The organism is Candidatus Binatia bacterium (assembly GCA_029243485.1).
Taxonomy (GTDB): Bacteria; Desulfobacterota; Binatia; order UBA12015; family UBA12015; genus VGTG01.
Map to the genome: position 1 here is coordinate 196,229 of JAQWRY010000086.1, position 23,684 is coordinate 219,912.

21 protein-coding genes are annotated in these 23,684 nt (G+C 65.8%); 6 read left to right on the forward strand and 15 right to left on the reverse strand.

The genetic code is table 11. The features are described 5' to 3' along the window. Nucleotides 1–14: 14 nt before the first annotated feature. The 8 genes from gltB to P8R42_25705 form a co-directional block, all read right to left on the reverse strand. The gene (gltB, locus tag P8R42_25670) at nucleotides 15–4,565 is read right to left on the reverse strand and encodes a glutamate synthase large subunit (GenBank protein MDG2307982.1); all 4,551 of its coding nucleotides are present in this window, start codon (nucleotides 4,563–4,565) and stop codon (nucleotides 15–17) included. Between the two features lie 34 nt (nucleotides 4,566–4,599). Further along, nucleotides 4,600–5,157, reverse strand: coding sequence for an Lrp/AsnC family transcriptional regulator (locus P8R42_25675; GenBank protein ID MDG2307983.1), 558 nt, complete (start codon nucleotides 5,155–5,157; stop codon nucleotides 4,600–4,602). Between the two features lie 103 nt (nucleotides 5,158–5,260). Continuing rightward, nucleotides 5,261–6,712, reverse strand: a complete 1,452-nt coding sequence (locus P8R42_25680) for a sulfatase-like hydrolase/transferase (GenBank protein ID MDG2307984.1) — start codon at nucleotides 6,710–6,712, stop codon at nucleotides 5,261–5,263. 34 nt (nucleotides 6,713–6,746) lie between these two features. Further along, nucleotides 6,747–7,910, reverse strand: coding sequence for a steroid 3-ketoacyl-CoA thiolase (locus tag P8R42_25685; GenBank protein ID MDG2307985.1), 1,164 nt, complete (start codon nucleotides 7,908–7,910; stop codon nucleotides 6,747–6,749). 86 nt (nucleotides 7,911–7,996) lie between these two features. Continuing rightward, nucleotides 7,997–8,284: a LuxR C-terminal-related transcriptional regulator gene (locus tag P8R42_25690; protein MDG2307986.1), complete on the reverse strand. Its 288-nt coding sequence runs from the start codon at nucleotides 8,282–8,284 to the stop codon at nucleotides 7,997–7,999. Then, nucleotides 8,284–9,672: a phosphomannomutase/phosphoglucomutase gene (locus tag P8R42_25695; protein ID MDG2307987.1), complete on the reverse strand. Its 1,389-nt coding sequence runs from the start codon at nucleotides 9,670–9,672 to the stop codon at nucleotides 8,284–8,286. The genes P8R42_25690 and P8R42_25695 overlap by 1 nt, the downstream gene beginning before the upstream one ends. Before the next feature lie 29 nt (nucleotides 9,673–9,701). Beyond that, a complete protein-coding gene (pdxA, locus tag P8R42_25700; GenBank protein ID MDG2307988.1) occupies nucleotides 9,702–10,733 on the reverse strand; it encodes a 4-hydroxythreonine-4-phosphate dehydrogenase PdxA in 1,032 nt (343 codons plus the stop codon). After that, a complete protein-coding gene (locus P8R42_25705) occupies nucleotides 10,690–11,745 on the reverse strand; it encodes a peptidylprolyl isomerase (GenBank protein ID MDG2307989.1) in 1,056 nt (351 codons plus the stop codon). The genes pdxA and P8R42_25705 overlap by 44 nt, the downstream gene beginning before the upstream one ends. Nucleotides 11,746–11,822: 77 nt before the next feature. On the opposite strand from P8R42_25705, the gene P8R42_25710 reads away from it, so the two are divergent. Further along, a complete protein-coding gene (locus tag P8R42_25710; protein MDG2307990.1) occupies nucleotides 11,823–12,500 on the forward strand; it encodes an HAD-IA family hydrolase in 678 nt (225 codons plus the stop codon). Nucleotides 12,501–12,503: 3 nt separating this feature from the next. Beyond that, complete coding sequence (locus P8R42_25715; protein ID MDG2307991.1) at nucleotides 12,504–13,166, forward strand: NUDIX hydrolase; 663 nt, start codon at nucleotides 12,504–12,506, stop codon at nucleotides 13,164–13,166. A gap of 39 nt (nucleotides 13,167–13,205) precedes the next feature. Here the strand turns inward: P8R42_25715 and P8R42_25720 are convergent, their stop codons facing one another. Beyond that, nucleotides 13,206–13,877, reverse strand: coding sequence for a class I SAM-dependent methyltransferase (locus tag P8R42_25720; GenBank protein MDG2307992.1), 672 nt, complete (start codon nucleotides 13,875–13,877; stop codon nucleotides 13,206–13,208). A gap of 250 nt (nucleotides 13,878–14,127) precedes the next feature. On the opposite strand from P8R42_25720, the gene P8R42_25725 reads away from it, so the two are divergent. Further along, nucleotides 14,128–14,475 (forward strand): hypothetical protein, encoded by a 348-nt coding sequence (locus P8R42_25725; GenBank protein ID MDG2307993.1) that lies wholly within the window; start codon nucleotides 14,128–14,130, stop codon nucleotides 14,473–14,475. Here the strand turns inward: P8R42_25725 and P8R42_25730 are convergent. The 4 genes from P8R42_25730 to P8R42_25745 form a co-directional block, all read right to left on the reverse strand. Then, complete coding sequence (locus tag P8R42_25730) at nucleotides 14,421–15,569, reverse strand: ferritin-like domain-containing protein (GenBank protein MDG2307994.1); 1,149 nt, start codon at nucleotides 15,567–15,569, stop codon at nucleotides 14,421–14,423. The two genes, P8R42_25725 and P8R42_25730, sit on opposite strands and share 55 nt — an antisense overlap. Then, nucleotides 15,566–16,336, reverse strand: a complete 771-nt coding sequence (locus P8R42_25735; GenBank protein ID MDG2307995.1) for a FadR/GntR family transcriptional regulator — start codon at nucleotides 16,334–16,336, stop codon at nucleotides 15,566–15,568. Before P8R42_25735 ends, P8R42_25730 begins: the two co-directional genes overlap by 4 nt. 107 nt (nucleotides 16,337–16,443) lie before the next feature. Then, on the reverse strand, nucleotides 16,444–17,238 hold the full coding sequence (locus P8R42_25740) for a glycerophosphodiester phosphodiesterase (protein ID MDG2307996.1): 795 nt from the start codon (nucleotides 17,236–17,238) through the stop codon (nucleotides 16,444–16,446). Between the two features lie 37 nt (nucleotides 17,239–17,275). Continuing rightward, nucleotides 17,276–18,472, reverse strand: a complete 1,197-nt coding sequence (locus P8R42_25745) for a hypothetical protein (GenBank protein ID MDG2307997.1) — start codon at nucleotides 18,470–18,472, stop codon at nucleotides 17,276–17,278. Between the two features lie 17 nt (nucleotides 18,473–18,489). Between P8R42_25745 and P8R42_25750 the strand changes: the two genes are divergently transcribed. Then, nucleotides 18,490–19,206 (forward strand): glycosyltransferase family 2 protein, encoded by a 717-nt coding sequence (locus tag P8R42_25750; protein ID MDG2307998.1) that lies wholly within the window; start codon nucleotides 18,490–18,492, stop codon nucleotides 19,204–19,206. 23 nt (nucleotides 19,207–19,229) lie between these two features. Here the strand turns inward: P8R42_25750 and P8R42_25755 are convergent, their stop codons facing one another. Then, entirely contained in the window at nucleotides 19,230–20,159 is a 930-nt protein-coding gene (locus P8R42_25755) for a thioredoxin domain-containing protein (GenBank protein ID MDG2307999.1), read from the reverse strand. A 77-nt stretch (nucleotides 20,160–20,236) separates the two neighbouring features. Beyond that, nucleotides 20,237–21,487 (reverse strand): PQQ-dependent sugar dehydrogenase, encoded by a 1,251-nt coding sequence (locus P8R42_25760; protein MDG2308000.1) that lies wholly within the window; start codon nucleotides 21,485–21,487, stop codon nucleotides 20,237–20,239. A gap of 81 nt (nucleotides 21,488–21,568) precedes the next feature. On the opposite strand from P8R42_25760, the gene P8R42_25765 reads away from it, so the two are divergent. Further along, nucleotides 21,569–22,426, forward strand: a complete 858-nt coding sequence (locus P8R42_25765; GenBank protein ID MDG2308001.1) for a thioesterase — start codon at nucleotides 21,569–21,571, stop codon at nucleotides 22,424–22,426. A 35-nt stretch (nucleotides 22,427–22,461) separates the two neighbouring features. Further along, complete coding sequence (locus tag P8R42_25770) at nucleotides 22,462–23,631, forward strand: ATP-binding protein (protein ID MDG2308002.1); 1,170 nt, start codon at nucleotides 22,462–22,464, stop codon at nucleotides 23,629–23,631. The last annotated feature ends 53 nt before the right edge of the window (nucleotides 23,632–23,684 follow it).

Consider the following 23,684-nt stretch of genomic DNA (forward strand, 5'->3'; position numbering starts at 1 on the left):
CTCGCTCGCCGGACCTAACGGCTTGCGGCTGCGCGCTGCGCGAGCACACGCCGGTACTCGACCGGCATCACCTTGCGAAAATTTCCGACGAGCTGCTTCCAGCCCGAGAGGATCCGCCAAGCAACTTGGCTTTGGGTGTAATCGTAATGGCGACGAACGAGGTCGTGTACCGTCGCGTCATCTTCGTCCGACAGTGGCTCGAGCTCCACCATTCCGGGGTTCAGATTCTGCTCGGTGGTGTTCTCGGGATCGTAGATGTAGGCAATGCCGCCACTCATCCCTGCTGCGAAGTTTCGGCCGGTCTCGCCGAGGACCACGACAGTGCCTCCGGTCATGTACTCACAACCGTGATCGCCGACGCCTTCGACGACGGCGGCGACACCGCTGTTCCTCACACAGAACCGCTCGCCCGCCATCCCCCGCAAGAAGACCTCGCCCCCCGTCGCGCCATAGAGCGAGACGTTTCCGACGATGATGTTCTCTTCGGGAACGAAGGTGGAAGCCTCCGATGGGTGGACGACAATCCGGCCGGCCGACATTCCCTTGCCGAAGTAATCGTTCGCATCGCCTTCGAGGCGTATCGAGATTCCGCTCGCGAGAAAGGCGCCGAAACTGTTCCCGGCAGAGCCACGGAAGTGGATCTTAATCGTCTCGGGCGGCAGTCCCGGCTGCCCATGCCGGCGTGAGATCTCCGCAGAGAGCATCGTACAGACCGTCCGGTTCACGTTCCTGATCGGGAGCGCGAACTCGACGGGCTTCTTGTTCTCGAGGGCGTCGTTCGACAGCTCGATGATCTGATTGTCGAGCGCCTTGTCGAGCCCGTGATCCTGCGGCTCGACCCAGTGGATCGCGACGCCCGACGGAACCTCCGGCTTATGAAGGATCTGGGTGAGATCGATTCCCTTGGCCTTCCAGTGACCAACGGCATCGACCGAATCGAGCATGTCGACGCGGCCCACCATCTGCTCGATCGTCCGGAAGCCGAGCTCCGCCATGATCTCGCGCACTTCCTCCGCGATGTACGTGAGGTAGTTCACCACGTGCTCCGGCTTGCCGGTAAAGCGCTCCCGGAGCTTCGGATCCTGCGTCGCGATGCCGACCGGACAGGTGTTCAGATGACACACGCGCATCATGATGCAGCCCGATGCGATGAGGGCCGAGCTCGCAAACCCGTACTCCTCAGCGCCGAGCATCGTCGCAATCGCAACGTCGCGACCCGTCTTCAACTGTCCGTCGGTCTCGACCTTGATGCGCCCCCGGAGGTCGTTCATCACGAGAACCTGTTGGGTCTCGGCAAGACCCAATTCCCAGGGGAGACCCGCGTGCTTGATCGAGGTGAGCGGCGAGGCACCCGTGCCCCCCTCGTACCCACTGATGAGAACAACGTCCGCCTTGCCCTTCGAGACACCGGCCGCGACCGTCCCGACACCGACCTCGGAAACCAGCTTCACGCAGACGCGCGCCTGGTTGTTCGAGTTCTTCAAATCGTGGATCAACTGAGAAAGATCCTCGATCGAGTAGATGTCGTGATGCGGCGGCGGCGAGATGAGACCGACACCCGGCGTCGAGTAGCGGATCTTGGCGATGTACTCGTCGACCTTGTGACCCGGAAGCTGTCCACCCTCGCCTGGCTTGGCACCCTGAGCCATCTTGATCTGCAGCTCGTCGGCGTTGACGAGGTAGTGGCTCGTGACCCCGAAGCGGCCGGACGCCACCTGCTTGATCGAGCTCCGGCGCGAGTCGCCGTTCTCGTCGAGCGTGTAGCGAACCGGATCTTCGCCGCCTTCGCCGGTATTCGACTTGCCGCCGAGGCGGTTCATCGCGATCGCCAGGTTCTCGTGCGCTTCCCGACTGATCGAACCGAGTGACATCGCACCGGTCTTGAACCGCTTTACGATTTCGGAAGTGGGCTCCACCTCGTCGATCGGAATCGAGCGACCCTTCTTGAATTCGAGCAGCCCTCGCAGCGTACAGCGCTGCTTGCTCTCGTCGTTGACGAGGGCGGTGTACTCCTTGAACTGCGGATAGCTGCCGTTGCGCACCGAGTGCTGCAGGCGCGCGATCGTGTCCGGATTGTAAGCGTGGTGCTCACCGCGCCGACGCCACTGATACTGACCGCCCGGATTGAGCTCCTCGTCCTTCGCCGTGATCGAGTCGAACGCATCCTGGTGCCGCATCGCGCATTCCTGCGCGAGAACGTCGAGCCCGACGCCTTCTACCTGCGACGCGGTCCAGGTGAAGTACTTGTCGATGACGGAGTGGTTGAGACCGACAGCCTCGTAGATCTGCGCGCCCCGGTAGCTCTGGAGCGTCGAGATCCCCATCTTGCTCATGACCTTGAAGAGGCCCTTGCCGACCGCCTTGATGTAGTGCTCAGCGGCCTCCGCCGGGTCGACGTCCTTTAGAACGCCTTCGCGGATCTGCTGACTGAGGGACTCGAGCGCGACGTACGGGTTCACAGCGCCGGCGCCGTAACCCGAGAGCAGCGCGAAGTGCTGCACCTCGCGGGGCTCTCCGGACTCGACGATGATGCCGCACCGGGTGCGCGTCCCCTCGCGAATGAGGTGATGGTGCACGGCCGCCGTCGCGAGCAAACTCGGAATCGCGGCGTTCGCCTCGTCGACCTGACGATCGCAGAGAACCAGGGTCGTTGCGCCTCCCGCCACCGCAGCCGAAGCCTGAGCACACAGCTCGTCGAGAGCCGACGCGAGGGCGCTCGCGCCGTCTGCCACGCGGTACAGCGTCTGCAGCGTCACCGCTTTGAAACCGGGCTTCGACAGCTTCTTGATCCGCGCCAGCGCCTCGTTCGTCAGAACCGGCTGCTCGAGTTCGAGCTGACGGCAGTGCTGCGGGCTCTCGCCGAACAGGTTCTCTTCCGAACCGAGAGTCGTCTTCAACGACATCACGAGTTCCTCGCGGATCGGATCGATCGGCGGGTTCGTGACCTGCGCGAAGAGCTGCTTGAAATAATTGAACAGAAGCTGGGGTTTGTCGGACAACGCCGCGAGCGGCGTGTCGTTCCCCATCGACCCGATGCCCTCCATGCCGTTCTGGGCCATGGGGGTCATCAGGATCCTGACGTCTTCGCGCGAGTAGCCGAACGCCTTTTGCAGCGTCAGGAGACGCTCCTGGCCGTGATCCGATACGACCTCACTCGGATCGGCGGCAGGGAGATCCTCGAAGCGAATCAGGTTCTCGCCAATCCACTCGCCCCACGGCTTGCGGTCGGCCATCTGGTTCTTGATTTCTTCGTCGTCGATGATCCGCCCCTGGGCGGTGTCGACGAGAAACATGCGTCCCGGCTGAAGACGGTTCTTGGCGATGACGTCTTCGTCGGGGATGTCGAGAACGCCGACTTCCGACGCCATGACGACGAGGCCATCCTTCGTCACCACGTAGCGCGACGGGCGAAGACCGTTCCGGTCGAGGACCGCTCCGATCATCGATCCGTCCGTGAAAGCGATCGAGGCGGGACCGTCCCACGGCTCCATGAGACACGCATGGTACTCGTAGAAGTCGCGCTTCCCCTGGCTCATGGCTTCGTGCTTCTGCCAGGCCTCGGGAATCATCATCATCACCGCGTGCGGCAACGAACGCCCGGTGTGCGAGAGCAGCTCGAGGGCGTTGTCAAACCCGGCGGAGTCACTGCCGTCGGGCTGGATCACCGGCAGAATCTTCTCGACGTCCTCACCAAACGCCTCGGAGATGAACATCTTCTGCCGGGCGCGCATCCAGTTGACGTTCCCGCGCAGGGTATTGATCTCGCCGTTGTGAGCCACCATCCGGTAGGGATGAGCGCGATCCCACGACGGAAGTGTGTTGGTGCTAAAGCGCTGGTGAACCAGGGAGATCGCACTCACGAGCGCGGGGTCACGCAGGTCCTTGAAGAACGCAGGGATCTGCTCGGGAAGAAGGAGCCCCTTGTAGACCAAGGTCCGCGACGAGAGACTCGGGACGTAGAACGACTCGGAGTCCTTCAAGTCGGAGTTCCGGACGTCGGCTTCGACCCGCTTGCGAATGACGTACAGCTTGCGCTCGAGTGCCGCCGCGTCGTCTGCCCCACGCCCAGCGCCGATGAAGACCTGGCGGATCTCGGGCATCGAGGAGCGAGCGAGCGGGCCCGCCGCGCTCTCGTCGACCGGCACGACACGCCATCCGAGGAATTTCTGCCCTTCTTCGTGGATCACCTTCTCGAACGTCTCGAGGCACGCGTTGCGCTCGAAGACGTCGCGCGGGAGAAAAACCGTGCCGACGCCGTAGCCCCCCTCGTCGGGGAGCTCGAAGCCGATCTCGCGGCACTCCCGAGCGAGGAAATCGTGCGGAATCTGCATCAACATCCCGGCGCCGTCGCCCGTGAGCGGATCACAGCCGCAGGCACCACGGTGAGTCAGGTTCTCGAGGATCCGGAGGCCCTTCTCGATGATGTCGTGCGATCGCTTGCCGTGCATGTTGACGACGAAGCCAACACCACATGCGTCGTGCTCCTGCTCGGAGCGGTACAGCCCACCGCTCTCCGCCTCGCGCTGAAGGCGTCGTAGCTCGGCAAATTCCGTTTCGTTCTTCATTTCCAGCCTCTCGTAAGGTGTGGGACCCGGACCCTCATGACGCGGCAGCGACGGGCTTGTTCCCCGTCGCCCGCGAACGGCGTCTCGGTGACGAGTTCTGCGTCTGGGTGGGCTCACCCGGCAGCGGAACCTGAGAGCGTTCGATGTGCGTGGACAGGACCACCATGGTCTCGGTCCGGGCCACGCCGGGAATGTTCCGGATCTGGCTGATCAGGCTTTCGAGTGAGGACGTGTTTTCGGTCTTGGCCTTGAGCAAGAACGTGTGCTGTCCCGTGACGTGGTGACACTCGAGCACGCCTTCGAGTGCGCCGACGAGGTTTTCGAACTCGGTGACGTCGGCCAACTGGCCATGTTCGACCCCGATGAAGGCCGTGACGTCGAGTCCCAACTCCTGAGAATCGAGCGCCGCATGATAGCCGGTGATGACCCCAGCGCTCTCGAGCTTCTTGATCCGATCGATGACCGAGGGCGCCGAAAGTCCGACCTGCTCACCCACCCGAGCGAGCGGGATCTTGCAGTCCGCCTGTACCGTCTCGAGGATCTTCAAATCGATCGCGTCGAGAACGTGTTCGTTCCTATTACCTAATTTCATAAGGTCCCCAGGGGGGTAAGCCTTACGCCTAGCCAAGAAAGAGCCCGGGCGTCAACGATTTCCTCCGCACAGGCGTCGAACGAGATTCGCCGCAATTTCGCCTTCAATCGACGTATCCGAGCGAGCGAAGCATGTCCTGGAGCCGGGGGTCGACGTCGGCCGGAGGCGTCCGGTCGACCCCGATGTGGAGGTTTTGCTCGCTCTCCCAGACTGCCAGCAGGGCGCGGAGCCGCGCCTGTTCCGCGGGGTGCTCGGCGGAGAGATCCGCGGCTTCTCCGGGGTCGGCGTCGATGTCGTAGAGACGGAAGCTCTCTTCGGTGGCGTAGTCGGACTTCCAAGGGTCCTCGGGCCGTATCTGGGCCGGCGGCGGCGGCGTGTGCACGAGCTTCCAGCGCCCCAGCCGGACGGCGGACATGCCGCTCAGCAGCGTGGACGCCGTGAAGACCGGCCCCTCTCGCATCGGGATCGAGCGGCTCGCGGAGAGCGCACCCGAGAGGTCGCGACCGTCCATCGAATCGGGGATGGGGAGCCCCAAACCACCGAGAACCGTCGGCGTCACGTCGACCAGACTGACGGGCGACTCGAGCTTCACACCCGCCCCGACCCGGCCGGGGAGCCGGAACGCCAATGGGATGGCGACGGAACCTTCGAACGGGAACCAGCCATGCTGGAAGAAGTAGTCGTGATCCCCCAACCCCTCACCGTGGTCCGCGGTGAGTACGATCAGGGTATCGCCCGCAAGCCCGAGTTCCTCGAGAGTCGTAAGCAGCCGCCCTGCCTGCGCATCGCTGTGGTGCACCTCTCCCCGATACCGCCAACGGTAGACGGAGGCGCGATTCGTCCGCTGGATCTTCTGGTACTTCGGGATCACGCCCAGACCCGTGTTCTTCTTGCTCATCTCGAGGACTGTCTCGGGCCGCGGATCCTCGCGTGCGACCTTCTCGCGCGCCTCGGGCGGCGCCGAATCATACGGGCCGTGCGGGTCCATCAGATGAACCCACAAGAACCAGGGCTCGGGGGGCGCGTTCGCGAGCCAGTCGCGCGCGCGATCGACACCCACTTCGTCCTTGGAGAACCCACGGCCGCGGAACTTCGCGAAGGAATCGTAGAGTTCGAAGCCGCGGCCGAAGCCGTACTCGGCGGCGAGGATCCCGTTGCCGAAGAACGCCGCGGTCCGGTACCCCGCCGCCCCGAGGAGTTCAGCGAGAACGGGAGACCGCTTGCCCAAAGACCATCCGTTGCCGCGAACCCCGTGGCCGCCCCGGTACGCACCGGTCAGCAGGGCGGCCGTCGCGGCGCGGGTTGTCGGCGCCGGCGTGCTCGCCGCCAGGAAGGCGGTGCCGGCGTTCGTCAGCGCATCCAGGGACGGCGTCAGGTCGTTCGGACCGCTTTCCACGTACCCCAGGTGATCGGCACGAAGCGTATCGATCGTCAGCAGCAGAATGTTCGGGAACCGACCATCCGACAGACGCAGCGGCGGCGCGTGCGGTGGCGTAGGCCAGACCGCCCACGCCACCGCCAGCAGAGTGATTCCCAGAGCGACGAAGCGCAGCATCATGCCTCCTCGCAACGCCGCCGGGCGACCCAAATCAGAGACGCTCGATGATGGTACCGGTGCCGAGCCCACCGCCACAACACATCGAGATGAGACCGTATTTGCCGCCGGTCCGCTCGAGCTCGTGGAGAGCCGTCGTCAGAAGGCGTGCGCCCGTGCATCCCGTCGGGTGACCGAGAGCGATCGCACCGCCGTTCGGGTTCACGCGCTCGGGGTTGGGCTTCAGCTCCTTCTGCCAGGCCAGCACGACCGCGGCGAAGGCCTCGTTCACCTCGAAGGTGTCGATCTGATCGATCGACAGGCCGCTTTGCTTCAGGACCTTATGCGAAGCCGGGATCGGGCCCTTTAACATCGTCACCGGGTCGCAACCCACGAGGGTCGTGGCGGTGATACGAGCGCGCGGCTTCAATCCGAGCGCCTTCGCCTTCGCCGGCGACGCCAGCAGGACCGCCGACGCACCGTCGGAGACCTGCGAGGACGTGCCCGCAGTATGGACACCCCCCTCTTGTACCGCCTTCAGAGTGCCGAGCTTCTCGAGCGAAGTCTCACGAAGCCCCTCGTCGCGTGTAACCTCGTGCATGGCAGCGGTAGGATTCTTCTCGTCATCGAGGACCGGCGCGGTGATCGGCGCGATCTCCCGATCAAAGCGGCCTTCTCCCCAGGCCTCGGCGGCATGCTGCTGGCTGAGCAAGCCGAAGCGATCGGTATCCTCGCGGGTGATGCCGTACTCCTCGACGATCATCTCCGCGCCCTGGAACTGAGACGTCGGCGCGAAGTGCTCGACGTAAGCCGGCGTCATCGGAAAGCCGCCCTTCATGTTCGAGCCGAGCGGGACGCGCGTCATCATCTCGACGCCACAAGCCAGAACGACGTCCTCGATGCCCGAGCCGATCAAGCCGGCCGCGACTGACGTCGCCTGCTGAGACGAACCGCACTGGCTGTCGATCGTGGTCGAAGCGACCTCGAGCGGGAGCCCGGCCGCGAGCCAAGCGACGCGCGCGATGTTGAAGGACTGCTCGCCCACTTGCGAGACGCAGCCGCCGACGACCTGGCCCACCTGATCCGGATCGATGCCGGAACGCTCGACCGCCGCCTTTTGGACGGCACCGAGCAGGTCGGCAGGCATGACTCCGGAAAGCGCGCCTTTGCGGCGACCAATCGGACTACGGACGGCTTCGACGATCCAGACTTCTTCCATGACGGGCTCCCTTTTCCTGTGGTGTCTCCGGGCCTAGCTAGCGAAGCGCGCCGGTCTCGTCCATCAGGGGGCGCAGGAGTCAGGGGCTACTCATCCATCCGGATCAGGCCCTGCTCGACGGCGTCGTATACGGCCTCGCTGCGGGAATTCACCTCGAGCTTCTCGTAGATGCGCCGAACGTGGGAGGTCACGGTGTGGGCCGAGATCGACAGCAGGGATGCGATCTCCGCCAAGCTGAAACACTTCGTGATGAGCCGGAGAATCTCCGTTCCGCGACCGGTGAGCGTCGCCCGTGCCCTGGGAGCCTCCGCCCACCATTCCAAAGTCTCGAAACTCAGCGTATGCCGAGCGCCCACCAAAACGCATCCCCTCATCAGGGGATCTCCGGGGAGCCACCCTCGATCTCGGCCCGCGCCTTCGCCACGACCGCCTCCACCAGGGCACGAAGCTCGTCGCGACGGGCTTCACTCCCCGCTTCGAAGCGGAGGACCAGGGCGGGCTGAGTGTTCGACGCCCGCACGAGGCCCCAGCCGTCGCCGAAGTCGGCGCGCACCCCGTCGATGTCGTTCACCGGCCAGTCGGCGCGCAGAAGTTCGGTCACCCGAGCGGCCACGGCGAACTTCGTCGTGTCGGAACAGTCCACCCGAAGCTCAGGCGTGGCGTGCGCCTCAGGGAGACCCGCGAGTAGGTCCACCAGCTTGCCGTCGGTGCTGGCGAGGATTTCGATGAGGCGCGCCGCGGCGTAAACGGCATCGTCGTAGCCGAAGAACCGATCCCCGAAGAACAGGTGTCCGCTCATCTCCGCGCCCACCACGGCGTCGGTCTCCTTCATCTTAGCCTTGATCAGGGAGTGGCCGGCCTTCCACATGATCGGCCGACCTCCGAGCCGCGTGACCTCGTCGAAGAGCCGCCGCGAGCACTTCACCTCGCTGATGACGACGCTGCCGGGACGGCGCGCCAGGATCTCCCGGGCGAAGATCACCAGCAGTTCGTCTCCCCACAGAATCTTCCCGCCCGGCGCGACGACACCCAATCGGTCGGCATCTCCGTCGAACGCGACGCCCAGGTCTGCGCCTTCCGCGGCGACGGTGCGGATGAGGTCTTCGAGGTTCTCCTCGACCGTGGGGTCCGGATGGTGGTTCGGGAACCGGCCGTCGGGTTCGCAGTGCAGAGCGATCACCTCACACCCGAGGTTCTCCAGAACCCTTGGTCCCACAGGGCCGCCAACACCGTTGCCCGCATCGGCGACTACCTTGAGGCGACGCGGCAGCGTTCCGAACTGCTTTTTGCAGTAGTCGAGGTAGGGCTCGAGGATCTCGGCCGTCTCGACGCAACCCTCTCCGTCGACGAAGTTCCGCGCCTCGATCTCGCCGCGCAGCGAGGTGATGGCCTCGCCGTGCATCGAGTCTCGCCCGAGGCACATCTTGAAGCCGTTGTAATCGGCCGCATTGTGGCTCGCGGTCACCTCGACGCCTCCATCGACCGAGTAGTGGAAGAGGGAGAAGTACAGCAGCGGGGTCGGGCACTGTCCGATGTCCAGGACCTGCACACCACACTCGACGAGCCCTCGGATCAGCGCATTCGCGTACTCGTCCGACGTGAGCCGACAGTCGCGCCCGACCGCCACCAACACCTCCCGCTCGGGATGAAGCCGCCGGACGCGCGACCCGAAGGCGCGGCCGAGGGCCCATGCGAAACTAGCGTCGAACTCCTCCCCGGCGACGCCGCGAATGTCGTACTCGCGGAAGATCGTGGGTGTCATTCTCATGCGTGACCGTGGAGCGGTCAGTCCTACCGCCGATGCGCTGGCGCGAGTTCGAGAGCGAGTTCCAACGCAGCTCGCATGCTGCTCGGGTCGGCACGCCCTTTCCCCGCGAGATCGTAGGCTGTGCCATGATCGGGTGAGGTCCGCACGAACGGCAGGCCGAGCGTCACGTTCACCGCACGGTGGACGTCGCGCTGCTTGATCGGGACGAGCCCCTGGTCGTGGTACATCGCGATGATCGCGTCGGCAGGCGGTCCGAGGGCGGAAAAGAGGGTGTCGGCCGGGTAGGGCCCCGTCGCCGCGATGCCCCGCCGGCGCGCACGGCGGAGCGCCGGCGCAATGATCCGAGCCTCCTCGTCTCCATAGATGCCGCCATCGCCCGCGTGGGGGTTGAGCGCCGCGACGGCGATACGAGGGCGACGGATCCCCCACCAGCGACGCAGGTGCTCGGCCGTCATCTCGATCGTGTCGGCGATACCATCCACGTCGAGGGCACGTGCGACGCCGCGAAGCGGAAGATGGATCGTCGCGAGCACCACCCGCAGATCGTCCACCGCCATCATCATTCGAACGTCGTCAACGCCGCACTCTTTGCCGAGGATCTCGGTATGTCCGGTCCGGGCGACGCCGGCGCGCGCGAACCACTCCTTACTGACCGGCGCCGTGCAAAGGGCGCCCACGACACCCAGCTTCGCAAGATGCACCGAGGTGCGAATCGCCTCGAAGGCAACCTTCGCTCCCGCGCGACCGGGCTTTCCCGGCCTGCGCTGCGTGGCCCGCAGAGGCGGCAGTGGGCTCTTCACTCCGGGAGGGACGAGAGCCACCGAGCTGCCCGAAGGCACCCCCTCGCGAACCACATCCTCCAGAGACATCGGCACGACCCTGAGCGGCGACTTCAGCCGACGTATGCAGGCCTGCGTGGCAGCGACGTCGCCCACCAGAAGGGCGCGGGCCTTCAGCCGGCGCGGCGCGACCAGCGCGCGGAGAGCAACCTCCGGGCCGATCCCGGCGGGATCACCCAGCGTGATCGCTAGAGCTGGAAGCTTCTGCTCCGCCATCAGATTCCGACGGCTCCTCGGCCGTCGTCGCGCCCGGCGCGGCGACGCTCGCCGGATCGAGACGACGCACGATCGAGTGGCCCTGCGTCAGGTCCGACTCGACGTAGTCCTGGAAACGCTCTTCGACCGCCTCCCCGTAGAGGCGCTCCGTGATCTGCGCTTCCACGTCGGCGAGCGGCACGTATTCACTGGCCTTCGTATCGTCCACCGTGAGGATGTGGACGCCGGCCCCGGTTCGCACGGGCGGGCCAACCTCTCCTTTGCGCAGCGAGAACGCGATCTGTTCGAGCTGCGGGATCATCTGGCCCTTCTCCATCCAGCCGAGACTTCCCCCGTCTGCCGCTTCAGGGCCCTGCGAGTACTTCTTCGCGACGGCCGGGAAGGGCCGCCCGGCCTGGAGCTCTTGGACCACCCGTTGGGCCACCATCGCGACCTGCTGCTGCTCTTGCTCCGAGGCCTGCGGGGACAAGACGAAGAAGATCTGGCGAATGTGCACCGACCCGGTCTTCGCAAACATCTCCTTGTTGTCGACGTAGAACTTCTGAACGTCGCCCGACGTTACCTGAACCTTGTCGCGGATCTGGCGCATGATGAGCTGGTTCTTCAGGAGCTCCTTCGCGACCTGAACCTTGTAGGTCTCCACCGTGAACCCCTGTTGGGCGAGCGCCTCGGTGAGGGTCGACTCGTCGAGATTGTTCCCGCGCTTGATCTCCTCGATGTAGAGATCGACGTCCTGCTGCGAGACCCCCAGGCCCAGCCGACGGCTCTCGAGCCGAACGAGCGTTTCGCCGATCAGCATCTCGAGGGCCTTGGCGCGGTCTTGCTTGGTCACCGAGTTGGGGTCGACGCCCCCATTCAGGCGGATGAACCGCTCCAGCTCGAACTGTGTGATGGGCGAACCGTCCACGGTTGCGACAATCCGATCGACCACCATCGCCCCCGCCTCGGGGAGACGACCGAGGGACAGCACACAGGCCGCCATCACCAGCCCAACCACGAAGGCACGAGTCATCTCTCCCCTGTACTGGAAAGACCCCCGCCTGGCCATGCGGAGTGGCGAGGCCCGAGGCCGCATGCGAAGCCACAGACATGGACCTCCCCCGCCGCCCACAGGACGTCATTTTCGACATGGACGGCGTCCTCCTCGACACCGAGCGGATCTACACCGAGGTCACGCAGGCCATCGTCGGCCGGTGGGGCAAGACCTTCGACTGGTCGATCAAGAGCCAGATGGTCGGCCGCCCCTCGATCGAATCGGCTCGCTACCTCGTTACGACACTCGATCTTCCCATCACCGCCGAGCAGTACCTCGAGGAGCGCGAAGTCGTCTTCCAGACCCGCATGCCCGAGGCCGACCCCATGCCGGGCGCCGTGGATCTCGTTCGGTCTTTATCCGAGCGCGGCGTCCCGATGGCCGTTGCCACCAGCTCGCAACGCGACGTGTTCGACCTAAAGACGAGGCGGCACGGCGACTGGTTCGAGCTGTTCGATCAGATCGTCCTCGGCGACGATCCCCGAATCCAACGCGGGAAGCCCGCTCCGGACATCTTCCTGCTCGCCGCCGCCGGACTCGGAGCCGACCCGACCACCTGCCTGGTCTTCGAGGATGCCCCGGCCGGCGTCGAGGCCGCGCTCGCAGCCGGGATGATGGTCGTCGGCGTCCCCGACCCGGGCATGGACGCGAGGCTGCTCGGGAAGGCCCATCACATCACAAAATCCCTGAACGATATCCCGGTGACCTCGATCGGCCCGAGCGAGAAGGGGTAGCCCATGGCGTCGAAGACGATGGACGCCGCAACGGTCGTGCTCGTTCGCGATGGCGCCGAGGGACTCGAACTCCTCATGGTCCGCCGCGATTCGCGGATCGCTTTCGCCGGAGGCCATTGGGTCTTCCCCGGCGGGCGCGTCGACGACGATGACCGCACCGGGTCGGCAGGCGAGATCCAGACCGCCCGCCGCACCGCCGTCCGCGAAGCTAAGGAAGAAGCCGGTCTCACGTTGGACGAGAACGCCCTCGTCCCGTTCTCCCATTGGACGCCGCCCGAGATCGCGCCCAAGCGCTACATCACCTGGTTCTTCCTCGCCGCCGCGACGACGGATGCCGTCCTGATCGACGACCACGAGATCCGCGACCACGCCTGGATGCGGCCCGCCGACGCCCTGGAGCGTCGCAACAGGGGCGAGATCGAACTCAGCCCGCCCACGTGGATTACGCTCGAACAACTCGCGCCGCTGGCCGACGTCGAGGATACCCTGCGCTGGGCGAGGCAGAACGAGCCGCAGCGCTTCGCGACTCACGTCGCCATGACCGAAGGCGGAGCGGTGGCCCTGTACCACGGAGACGCCGGGTACGAGACGTCCGACGCCGATGCGCCCGGCCCGCGGCACCGCCTCTGGATGGTAGCCGACGGCTGGCGCTACGAACGAAGCTAAGGGACGCCCGAGCCGCGAAGCTAAGGGCGCGGCGGCGGGTCAGTCCATCTCTTCGGCGTGGCGCTTGCGGGCGATCGTGAGACCGTCGCCCACCGGAAGCATGACAGTCTCGAGCCGCGGGTCGTCCCGAACCTGGTCGTTCAAGGCGCGGATCGCTTTCGTGCCATCCTGCGTGTTCGTAACGTCGATGATGCTTCCACCCCAGAGGACGTTGTCGAACAGCATCAATCCGCCCGGCCGCAGCCGCGGCAGCAGATCCTCGTAGTAGGCCGAGTAGTTCGTCTTGTCGGCGTCGATGAAGGCGAGGTCGAACTGTTCCGAGCGATCCATCTGGTCCAGGGTCTCGAGCGCCGGTCCGATCCGAAGCTCGATCTTGTCGGTGAGGCCCGCAAGCTCGAAGTACTTCCGGGCGATCGCTGTCCATTCCTCACTGGAATCGCAGCACAGGAGGGTGCCGTCCGCCGGGAGTCCGCGCGCGATCGACAGCGCGCTGTAGCCGGTGAAGGTACCGATCTCGATCGCATTCCGGGTGCCGGAGATCCGCGTGAGCAGCGACAGCAAGGCACCCTGGTCGGGCGCAATCTGCATCATCGAAATGGGCCCGAGACCCTTCGTCTCCTCCACCAGCTTCGCCAGGAGAGGATCCCGATCGCTCCGATGGCCGGACATGTAGGCGTACAGATCGTTAGTCAGCGTTGTGAACTTCGCCATGGCTGGTCTTGACCGATACCATTGGGCGAATGAGAGCAAGTCGCCGGCGCCGCTGCGGTCGTGCGCAGTTCACGGCCGCGGCGACCCTCGCGGTTCTCGCGTGCCGGACTCCGTTCGCGGGTGCCGGCTCGGACGAGCCGGAACCGACTCACGGCGTGTGCGCGACCTATGGCCGCCCGACCAGCGTCGGCAAGGTTCCCGACGAACTCGAAGAACTCTCCGGGCGCGGTTCCCCCTGCACGGCGAGGCGATGGTCGTCGATCCGAAGACGGGCGTGATCTTCGTGTGGACCAAGGAGCCGCGCTCGCTGGGCGTCGTGCATCGGCTGGAGGACCTTCGCACGGGCGGCGTCGGCCGAGCGGTCGCGATCAAGCAGATTCACCCCCCTACGGGGAACGCCGGCCTCCCCACCGGCGTCGAGGACATCCTCGAAGCTACGCCCGTCCAGGTTCCGGCCCGCATCCAGCGTCAGTCCGAGGCCATCAGCTACACGCACGACGGCCGCGGATACGTCTTGGGCACCGAAGGAGCCTCCGGGCCGATCTACGCGGTAGGCTGCGACGACGCAGCGGACGGCAGCTCGCGCTCGTCTTCCTGAAGCTCACTCAGTACCCACGCCGCGGTGTCCTCTGGCAGGTCGGGAATGCGCGACAGGAAGTCCTCGAGGTCTTCCCCGACGACGCTCGGCGAGAGGTTCGCGGCCAGCATCTCATGGTAGTGCCCGGCCACACGGTCGCTCAGGAGCCCGCAGCGACGCAGCGTCGGAATCACGAAGCCCTGCACCGGTCCCAGGCGGCGCTTCTTGTTCTGCTTCGCCAGTATGCCCGGGATCTCCTTGCCGGCCGATTCGAGCAGTGCCGCTGCGTCGAGACCCGCGTTCGTCCAGATCTCGAGAACCGAGGCGAACAGCGTCGACGATTTCCGCGCGTCGATCAGCGTGCTCGCAGCATCCAACGCGAAGTCTTCGAGTTCCTCAAGCCGGCTCGCGCTCAGCTGCGGAACGCAGCGCTCTACGTACTGCACTCCGTACGCGTGGTGACGGGCCTCGTCCCGCGCGACATACGTGAGCAGGTCCTTCAGGAGCGGCTCCTTGGTGAGGTTGCGCATCTCACGGAAGCTGAAGAGCGCGAGGCCTTCGACGACGATCTGCATGCCGACGAGCTTCTTCAGCCAGTCGCCGGTCGAAAGCGTGTCATCCAGCACCTTCTTGAGCGACCCGGCGATCGGCTGAATCTCGTCGAGCTTTTCGATGTACTTTGCGAACACCTCGACGTGACGCGCCTCGTCCATCGTCTGCGTGGCGGCGTAGAACTTCGCGTCGGTGTGCGGCACGGCGTTCACGAGCTGCGATGCGACCATGAGCGCGCCCTGCTCGCCGTGCAGAAAGTTGCTCAGGCGAAACGCCGCCGTCTTCTTGGTGATTTCCCGGCGCTTCTCGTCGGGGAGACCCTTCCAATACGAGGTCTCCTGAACGGGCAGTCCGAGGCCGAGAGGCGTGCTCTCGAACAGGCCCATGTCGATGTCGCGGTCCCAATCGAGATCACGCTCGGAGACCCACTGCGCCTCGGCCGCCTTCACGTAAAGGCGCCGGAGCTCCTCCACCTCGGGGTCATAGTTCCACTGGTAGATGACCTCGGTCTCGGTCTTGAAGGGGGGCTCTTGGGTCTCGGTCGTGACTCGGAAATCGCTCATCGGGAAATGCCTCCGTTTTCGGCGTTGTGCGCGTCGTGCAGCACCGCCTCGTAGATCTGTCGGATGATGCCCTGCAGCTCGCGCACGGCGGTTCCTCGATCACCGGTCTCGATCGCCTTCAGGCAGGCGTCGATCGTCGGGAGAAGCCGGGCCGGGTCGCGGCCGTAGCGGCGGCGCGCTCCGGCCATCGGCGGGGCTTCGAGGAAGCTGCGCATCCGGCGGGCCAACATCTGCCAAACGGTGTTTCGGGTCATGTCGGACAGGAGGACCACGATCTCGCGGAGGACCTCGTGTCGATCCGCCGGATCGCCCGCGAGCTGGTCCCGCAGACGGCGAAGCTCGTCGAGCTGTTCGGGCGTGTGACGCTCGATGGCGAGCCGCCCCATCTCGAGCAGCAAAGGCGACATCACCTCCACCAACTCCGTGAGGAGCGAGAGGTGGATGTGGTCTCCATGGAAGATCATCGAAGGCAACGCGTCGAACGAGGCTTCCGTGCGCGGCCGCACCGTGACCCCGTCTCCCTGCCGAACCGCCACGAGCCCCAAGCCCTCGAGGACCTTGATCGCCTCGCGAACCGAGGTCCGATTTACCTGGAACTCCTCCGCCAGCTCGCGCTCCGGAGGGAGCTTCTCGCCGGCCACGAAGCGGCCGTCGAAGATCGCATCCCGGAGCTGATCGGCGACGTCCTCGTGGAGGCGTCGGCGGGCGGGCGGCTTGAAGGACACTACCTTCGGCGCGGTCTCGTTATTTGCTGGTCCCGTGCCCAAGATTGATCCAGTGTCTCATTGGTCCAACCAATTGTCAACATCCGATCGTGGGAAACGGTGCCCGTTCGACGTCGAACCTGCCCCTGTATCTGTGAAAGCGATCAGGCTCAGCGCAGGCCGAGGCGACGGAAGACCTTGGCGCACACGGTCGGCCGGTCAGTCATGATCCCGTCGACGCCCAGGCCGAGCAGGCGCTCGATCTCATCCACCTCATCGATCGTCCAGACGTGGACCTCGACGCTCGCGGCGTGCGCCACCTCGACGAACTCCTTGGTGACGAGCGGTTGATCGAGGAAGGTGGGCGGCACCTGGAACGCGATTCCGCGGGGCTGGTAGTCGCCGAGCCGGCCTTTGGCCCACAGGTCGAGGAACTCCGCCCCATCCTCCAGGGAGGTCCCGCTGCACACGTCGGGTGCCGCGACCCGGATCCGCTCCATGATCACGCCGTGCTCCGCTGCGAGCAGAACCTGCTTTCGAGCGGAAAAACGGTCGATCACGGCGAGGACCTCCGCTTCGATCTGCGGCTCGTCCTGCTTGATCTCGATATTGAGCGGCACGCCCGGAAAGGCCTCGAACACTTCGGCCAGCGTCGGAATCCGAACGCCCCGGCCCGCGAACGACGCCGTGCCATCGCCCGCTCGGAACTGCGCCCCGGCGTCCAACTCCCGGACCTCTGCGAGGGTCTTGGAACGAACCGGGCCGGTGCCGTCGGTGGTCCGGTCGACCGTCTCGTCGTGCAGCACCACGACCTCGCCGCCTGCGGTCGCGTGTACGTCCAGTTCCAGGCGATCGGCGCCTGCCGTCATCCCCGCGGTAAACGCCTCGATCGTGTTTTCCGGCGCCTCGAGAGCGCCGCCCCGATGCGCAAAAAAGCGCGGCTTCGGTCCATCGACGTAGTCCATGAACGACGCCTTAGCCCAGTGCGGGGGAGCAGTCGATTCAGGAGCGCTGGGTGTGCCAAAACCAGACTCCCCAGGCGTTCACGAGCACGCTCAGGGTCACCAGGCTCGGGAAGAGCCACCGGTTCGAACCCTCCCTGGGATCGTTGCGCAGGGTGAGCGCGACGATCAGGAACGGCAGGTAGTCCAGGGTGTAGCGGCTGCCGAACTGCCGCCAACCGTCCCAGAAGTAGACCATGTAGAGCCCTTGGACGAGCACGCAGCCGGCGATGGCGAGCCACCCCAGAAGCCGGGCATCGGGGGCACGATCACTCCAGCCTCGCCGCAACAGCAGCAACGTCGCGGGCGTCGTCGCGAGGAGCGACAAGCCGTGGTCGTCGACCGTCGCGAAGGGCCAGGTCGCCTGGAACGACGGCAGCCGCCCGAAGTACTGGTGCAGATTCCTGCCGATGTACCGCCAGCTAAACGAGCCATGCTCGGGGTTCAGCAGGGCCTGATTCGCGTGCAGGTAGCCGTTGTCGAGCAGGTCGCCGAACCGACCGTAGTTGTAGGCGGCGAGAACCAGGGCCGTCAGCGCCAGCGGCAGACCGAACTCGAAGAGGGTCGAGAAGCGAGGCCGGCGGCGCAACGCGAGGAAGAGAAAGATAGGAGTGCCGAGGAGGGCGGGTCCGCGGCTCGTTGCGGCAAGTGCACAGAACACGCCCAGCAGGAACGGATTCGCATCCCGTGCGGACTCGAGCCAGGCCAGCGTCAGTGCGGTGACGGCCAGGAGGTGACCCAGCATCCACGTGTTCCCATACTGAGCGGCGAAGAAGTGGACCGTACCCACGCCGAAGAGAACGGCGCCCCAATTGGCCGTGCTGCGGGCCACGCCCAGCTGGCCCAGAACGAGGCGAATCAGACCAACATTGACGGCGCCGAGCCCGATCGACACTCTGGCTAGATTCGCGTCGAGTCCCCATGCCCACGCGAAGGGCAGCAGGAACACCGCGGGGAAGGGATCGAAATAGACGTAGGGCTTGCCGTTCGCGAACGCGAACTCCGTCAGCCAGGATGGGGGATTGGCGATGTACAGCCGACCCTCGAGGAACGAGACAGCGAGATGCAGGTGGTAGTTGAAGAACACGAACGAGCCGTCGTTGGCGACGTGGTAGGCCCCGTAGGCCAGAGCCGTCACCACGACCGCGTCGACGAGCGTTCGGCCGTGTCGTCCTGTTTCGGCGCTGTCCAGCTTCATCACCCGGGGGCCATCCGTTGAACTCCGTCTCCACACGGCTTCCGAGCCTCTCAGCCTCATTTCCTGCGCACAACGAGGAAGACAACGTCGAGAGGATGATCGGGAGCCTTCTTGCCGCTTTACCGGAACTCGCGGATCGCTTCGAGATCATCGCGGTCGACGATGGCTCGAAAGACAAGACCTTCGAGCGCGCCTCGGCGATGGCGAAGGCCGATCCCCGGATCCGTGTCGTGCGACACGAGGTCAATCGGGGCTACGGAGCCGCCGTCTGGACCGGCCTCACCAGCGGCACCATGGAGTACGCGTTCTTCACCGACGGAGACCGCCAGTTCGACGTCGCTCAACTCGCGGAACTGATCCCGCTCATCGCGCAGAGCGACGCCGCCGTCGGGTACCGCGTGAATCGCCAAGACAATGCGATTCGGATCATGAACGCGCATGCCTGGAACTGGCTCATTCGCACGCTCCTGAAAGTGCCCGTGCGCGACGTCGACTGTGCCTTCAAGCTCTTCCGTCGCGACGCCCTCGAAGACCTCCAGATCAAGTCGGGTGGGGCGATGTTCTCGGCCGAGCTGCTGGCGCGCCTAGTCGCGGCCGGGGCAAAGATCGTCGAGAACCCGGTCCGCCATCTGCCCCGGGAGAGCGGCGCCTCGTCGGGAGGCAATCCACGGGTGATCGCACGTGCATTCCGGGAGCTGTTCCAGCTCTACGACGAGCTGCGCGGCTCCAGCTGAGCCCCGCTTCGGCTCCGGAGAGTCTAGGAGTTGCCGAGCTCAGGATCGATGACGGCCTTGAAGGCCTCGAGCGGCTGAGCGCCCGAGAGCCGACGACCGTTGATGAAGAACGTCGGCGTCGAGTTCACGCTGAGTTCTTCCGCTTCCTCGAGGGTCGCGGAGATGATCGCAGCGGTCTCCGCGGCCTCGAAGCAAGCCGTGACCTTCGCGACGTCACCGCCGGCCTCGCCAGCGATGGCTAGGAGCTGCTCGGTGGCGGTCGCGACTTCGACGTCGCTTTGCCGCGCGAACACCTCACGGTGGTACTTCCAATAGACGTCGTTGCCGCCCTCACGGAAGACGCACAGCCCGATCTCCGAGGCAGGCTGTGCCCAGGGATGGATCGAGACGAGCGGCATCTGCTTGTAGACGAACCTGACCTTGTCGCCATACTCCCTCAGTACGTCGTCCTTCACGATCGTCTCGGCACGAGCGCAGAACGGGCATTGGAAGTCGGAGTACTCGACGATCGTCACCTCCGCGTCTTTGCCGCCGAGATACGGGTCGTCCGGCCCGATCGTAATCGAGTCGATCACCTGGGCGATCGGGTCGACCGTGAGATCGACCGGCGCGACCCGCAGGAACCAGCGACCATCGGCCGAGACCAGGAAGTCGAGTTCCTGCTCCTGGTCGTCCTTCCAGAGCCGCAGCACGCCTCGCTGGAGCTCTCCGATTTCGGCGTCCTCGACCCGCAGAAGCTCCATGTTCACGTCGCCCGGGATCTGCCCGCTCGACTCGAAGTGACGGCGGATCCGCGAGACGAGAACGTCGCGATCGATCGCGGCCGCCTCCTCCGCGGCCGCCTCCTCCGCGGCTGGCTCGGCGGGCGCGACCGGCGAGCGCGTGGGCTCCGAACTCGGGGTGCACGCAGCGAAAAACACGAGAGCCAGGATCCATGCCGGGGTCCGGCTCATCTGGGGTTCCTCACTTCGGGCGGTCCTTATGGGTGAGCCCGCGCACGGTCAACCGCGCCTGCCGCATCTGCCTGGATTCACTCGGAATCGACCCGGTAGACGCTTCCGTCGATCGAAACGACGTACATCTCGCCATCCGCGTCCTCGCCGAAAGAAGCTAGTCCACCAATGATCCCGTCGGGGTCGAGGTCGTCGGTGATCTCGTGGTGCTCGAGCACTTCACCGGCCTCCCACCGCATGGCCCAGACCCGGTTGCTGCAAAAGTCCCCGTACAGATACCAGCCGTCCAAGCCGGCCACCGCGTCGCCTCGGTAGACGTAGCCGCCGGTGACGGAGCAACCGAGATCTCGACCGTACTCGACCGCGGGCAGGAGGAGGCCGCTCATGTCGCAATCCTCGACGGGATCGAAGCAGTGGAAGCCCTCCATGATGTTCCAGCCGTAGTTGCCGCTCCCGGCTCCCGCGGCGGCGACGTGGACTTCCTCGAACAGGTTCTGTCCGACGTCGGCGATGTAGAGGTCGCCGGTCATGCGGTCGAAGCTGTACCGCCACGGGTTTCTCAGGCCGATCGCCCACACGTCGGGATCCGCTCCGGCCAGGTTGCCGTCGGGGGGCTCGGGGTGGGTGTCGACGTCGATCCGAAGCATCGCACCCAACTTCGTCTGGGAATTCTGGCCGGAATCGAGCGGGTCCGCGGCGGCACCCCCATCCCCGAGACCCACGTAGAGCATCCCATCGGGCCCGAACACGACCATGCCGCCGTTGTGGTTTCCAAAGGGCTGCTCGATCACGAGGAAGCGATGAACCTCGTCCGGCGCCGCGCGGTCGGGGTCGTCCTCAGACCGCGCGTACTCGGCGATGACCGTGTCGCCCTCTGCGTTGGTGTAGTTCACGACGAACCGTCCGCTGGACTCGTAATCGGGGAGGAACGCGATCCCGAGGAGGCCGCGCTCACCACAACAGCCGACGATGTCGGTGAGATCGAGGAAGGGCTCGTCCCGCAGGGCGCCGTCGACCAGCACCCGAACGGCGCCCGCCTGTTCCAGGATGAAGAGCCGGGGGTCGTCCGGAGGCGAGACCGCATACAGCGGTTGCGAGAGCCCCGACGCGATCTCAGTCAGGCGGAGCGCCGGCGGACCGGCCGGCGCCGGAGTCTCGGTGGGCTGCGGAGCCGCAGTCGGCTCCGCTGTCGGTGCCGGGGTGGGCCGTGCGCCCCCTCCACCGTCGTTCGAGGAGTCGCCCCCGCTGGATCCACAGGCGGCTACGAACGCCGCCAGAAGGAACGCCAATGACAGCCGCTCCACGCCCGAAAAAGTGTGTCTCGTCACCCTTCGTTCCTCCCCCGTCCGAACGCGATTCGCAACTCGGGCGCGCTTGCATTCGACCCCGGTGACTGATCTCCCCACACGATTCGCACCTACGAACAGAACCTGCACGTCTCCCACGCCGACGTCGACTTCCTCGGGGAGTTCAAGGTGTCGGCACTGCTCGGGTTTCTCGAGCAAGCCGCCGTCGAGGCCTCGGCCGATGGCGGGTTCGACCCCGCCCGCTACACGGCAGACGGCCGCGTCTGGCTCGTCCGCCGGACCCGCCTGGAGCGGCTGCGGCCCGTCGGGGGCGGCGACTCCCTGGCGCTCTCCACCCACGTTTCCGACTTCCGTCGGGCGCGGTCGCTGCGCCGGTACGAGGTGAACCGCACCGGTGGGCACGCGGGGTCCGACGATGCCCCAGTCGTGCGGGCCAGTACGGATTGGGTCTACTGCGACGTCGCGAGCGGCCGACCGGTGTCGGTCCCCGACGAAATGAAGATCGGGCTCTTCGGCACGACCGACGCCCCGTCGCAGGACCGCGCCCCCCGCGTGAACCCGCCGAGCGAGCCCCCGGCTGGGGTCTTCACGATCACCGTCCGGCCGAGCCACCTCGACCACATGCGACACGTGAACAACGCGGTCTGGGCCGATTTCCTCGAAGATGCGGCGCTCGCTCTGTTCGCTGAGCGCGGGTACGGCCTGGGCGAAATGCTGGAAGAGGGCGGTGCACTCCGAATCCGCTCGCTCGACATCGAGTACCTGGGGGACGCCCGTCTGGGGCAGGCCCTCGAGGTCCAGACCTGGCTCCCGGACGACCCGGGTCTCCCCGGAAAAAGCCCGACGGTGGTCCAGACCATCGCAAGGAGTGACGGCCAGCGCCTCCTGCGTGCTCGGAGCGCGTGGTCGTGGCGCACCCGGCCACATGTACTCGGAGGCATACCTGGGGCCTCCTGTTGATAGGTTCTCTCGTAATGGTATAGCGACTTTCCCCAATGGCCCGTCCTTCGTTCCCCAATAGCGGGACCGGAACCGGCCTCAAGGCTAGCACCGACTTCGCTCCTCCCCTCCTCTCGAGCCTGGTTGCCGCGTTACCGGGACCGCTTCTCGTGCTCGACCGAGCAGATCGAGTCGCGCTCGCCAGTCCAGCGGCAGAGGAGATCTTCGGCTACGAGCCGGGCACCCTCGCCGCGCAGGATTTGCGGACGCTGTTCCCCCGGGGAATCGCGGAGTCACCCGCGCAGGCCGCCCGCGGTGACGACCAGACGCGCCGGATCGCGATCTCGCGCCGCGAGATGAGCCACGAGGGCGGTTCGCTGACGTTGCTCTGGCTCGAGGACGTGACCGAGCAGCGGCAGTCCGAGGAGAGCCTGAAGCGCAACGTCCAGGACCTCCAGCAGGCCACGAGGGCGAAATCGGAATTCGTGGCGAGCATGAGCCACGAGATTCGGACCCCCATGAACGCCGTCCTCGGCATGACGGACATCCTGCTGGAGAGCGATCTCGACGAGGAGCAGCGAGAGCTGGCCGAGCGCGTTCGGCGCGCCGGGGCAAACCTCCTCACGACCCTGAACGGCGTGCTCGACCTCTCGAAGGTCGAGGCGGGCCATCTGCCGTTCGAGCCGACGTTGTTCGGACTGCGCAACTGGCTTCACGAGGCCCTCGAGCTCTTCCACACTCAGGCCGCCGCGAAGAACCTGACCCTCGATGGCATCGTCGAGGACGACGTGCCCCAGATGGTCCACGGAGACGCTCCACGCTTGCGCCAGGTCCTCGTGAATCTCATTGGAAACGCAGTGAAATTCACACCGTCGGGCCGGGTGAGCGTCCGTGTCGCAGCCATCCCCGAGACCAACACTCTGCGCTTCTCGGTCCGCGATACCGGGGTCGGAATCGAGCCGGAGCACCTGAACCGCCTGTTCGAAGCGTGGTCTCAGGCCGGCCCGTCGATGCCGGGGGAGTGTGACGGCACCGGGCTCGGGCTGGCCATCGCCCGTCGCTTCGTAGAGCGCATGGGCGGTACCATCGAGGCCTCCAGCCTCCCGGGCTGCGGCTCGGAGTTCCGCTTCTCGGTCCCCATGGAGCCGAAGAAGTCGTCCCACCGGGAGCCGGGGCCCATCCCACTCCATCCGGAGCACCTGCAGCGACCGCACCGACGAGCGTAGAGAACAGCCCGACCCGGCTGGAATGGAGGACGCGGGCGAGCTAGACGCAGCCC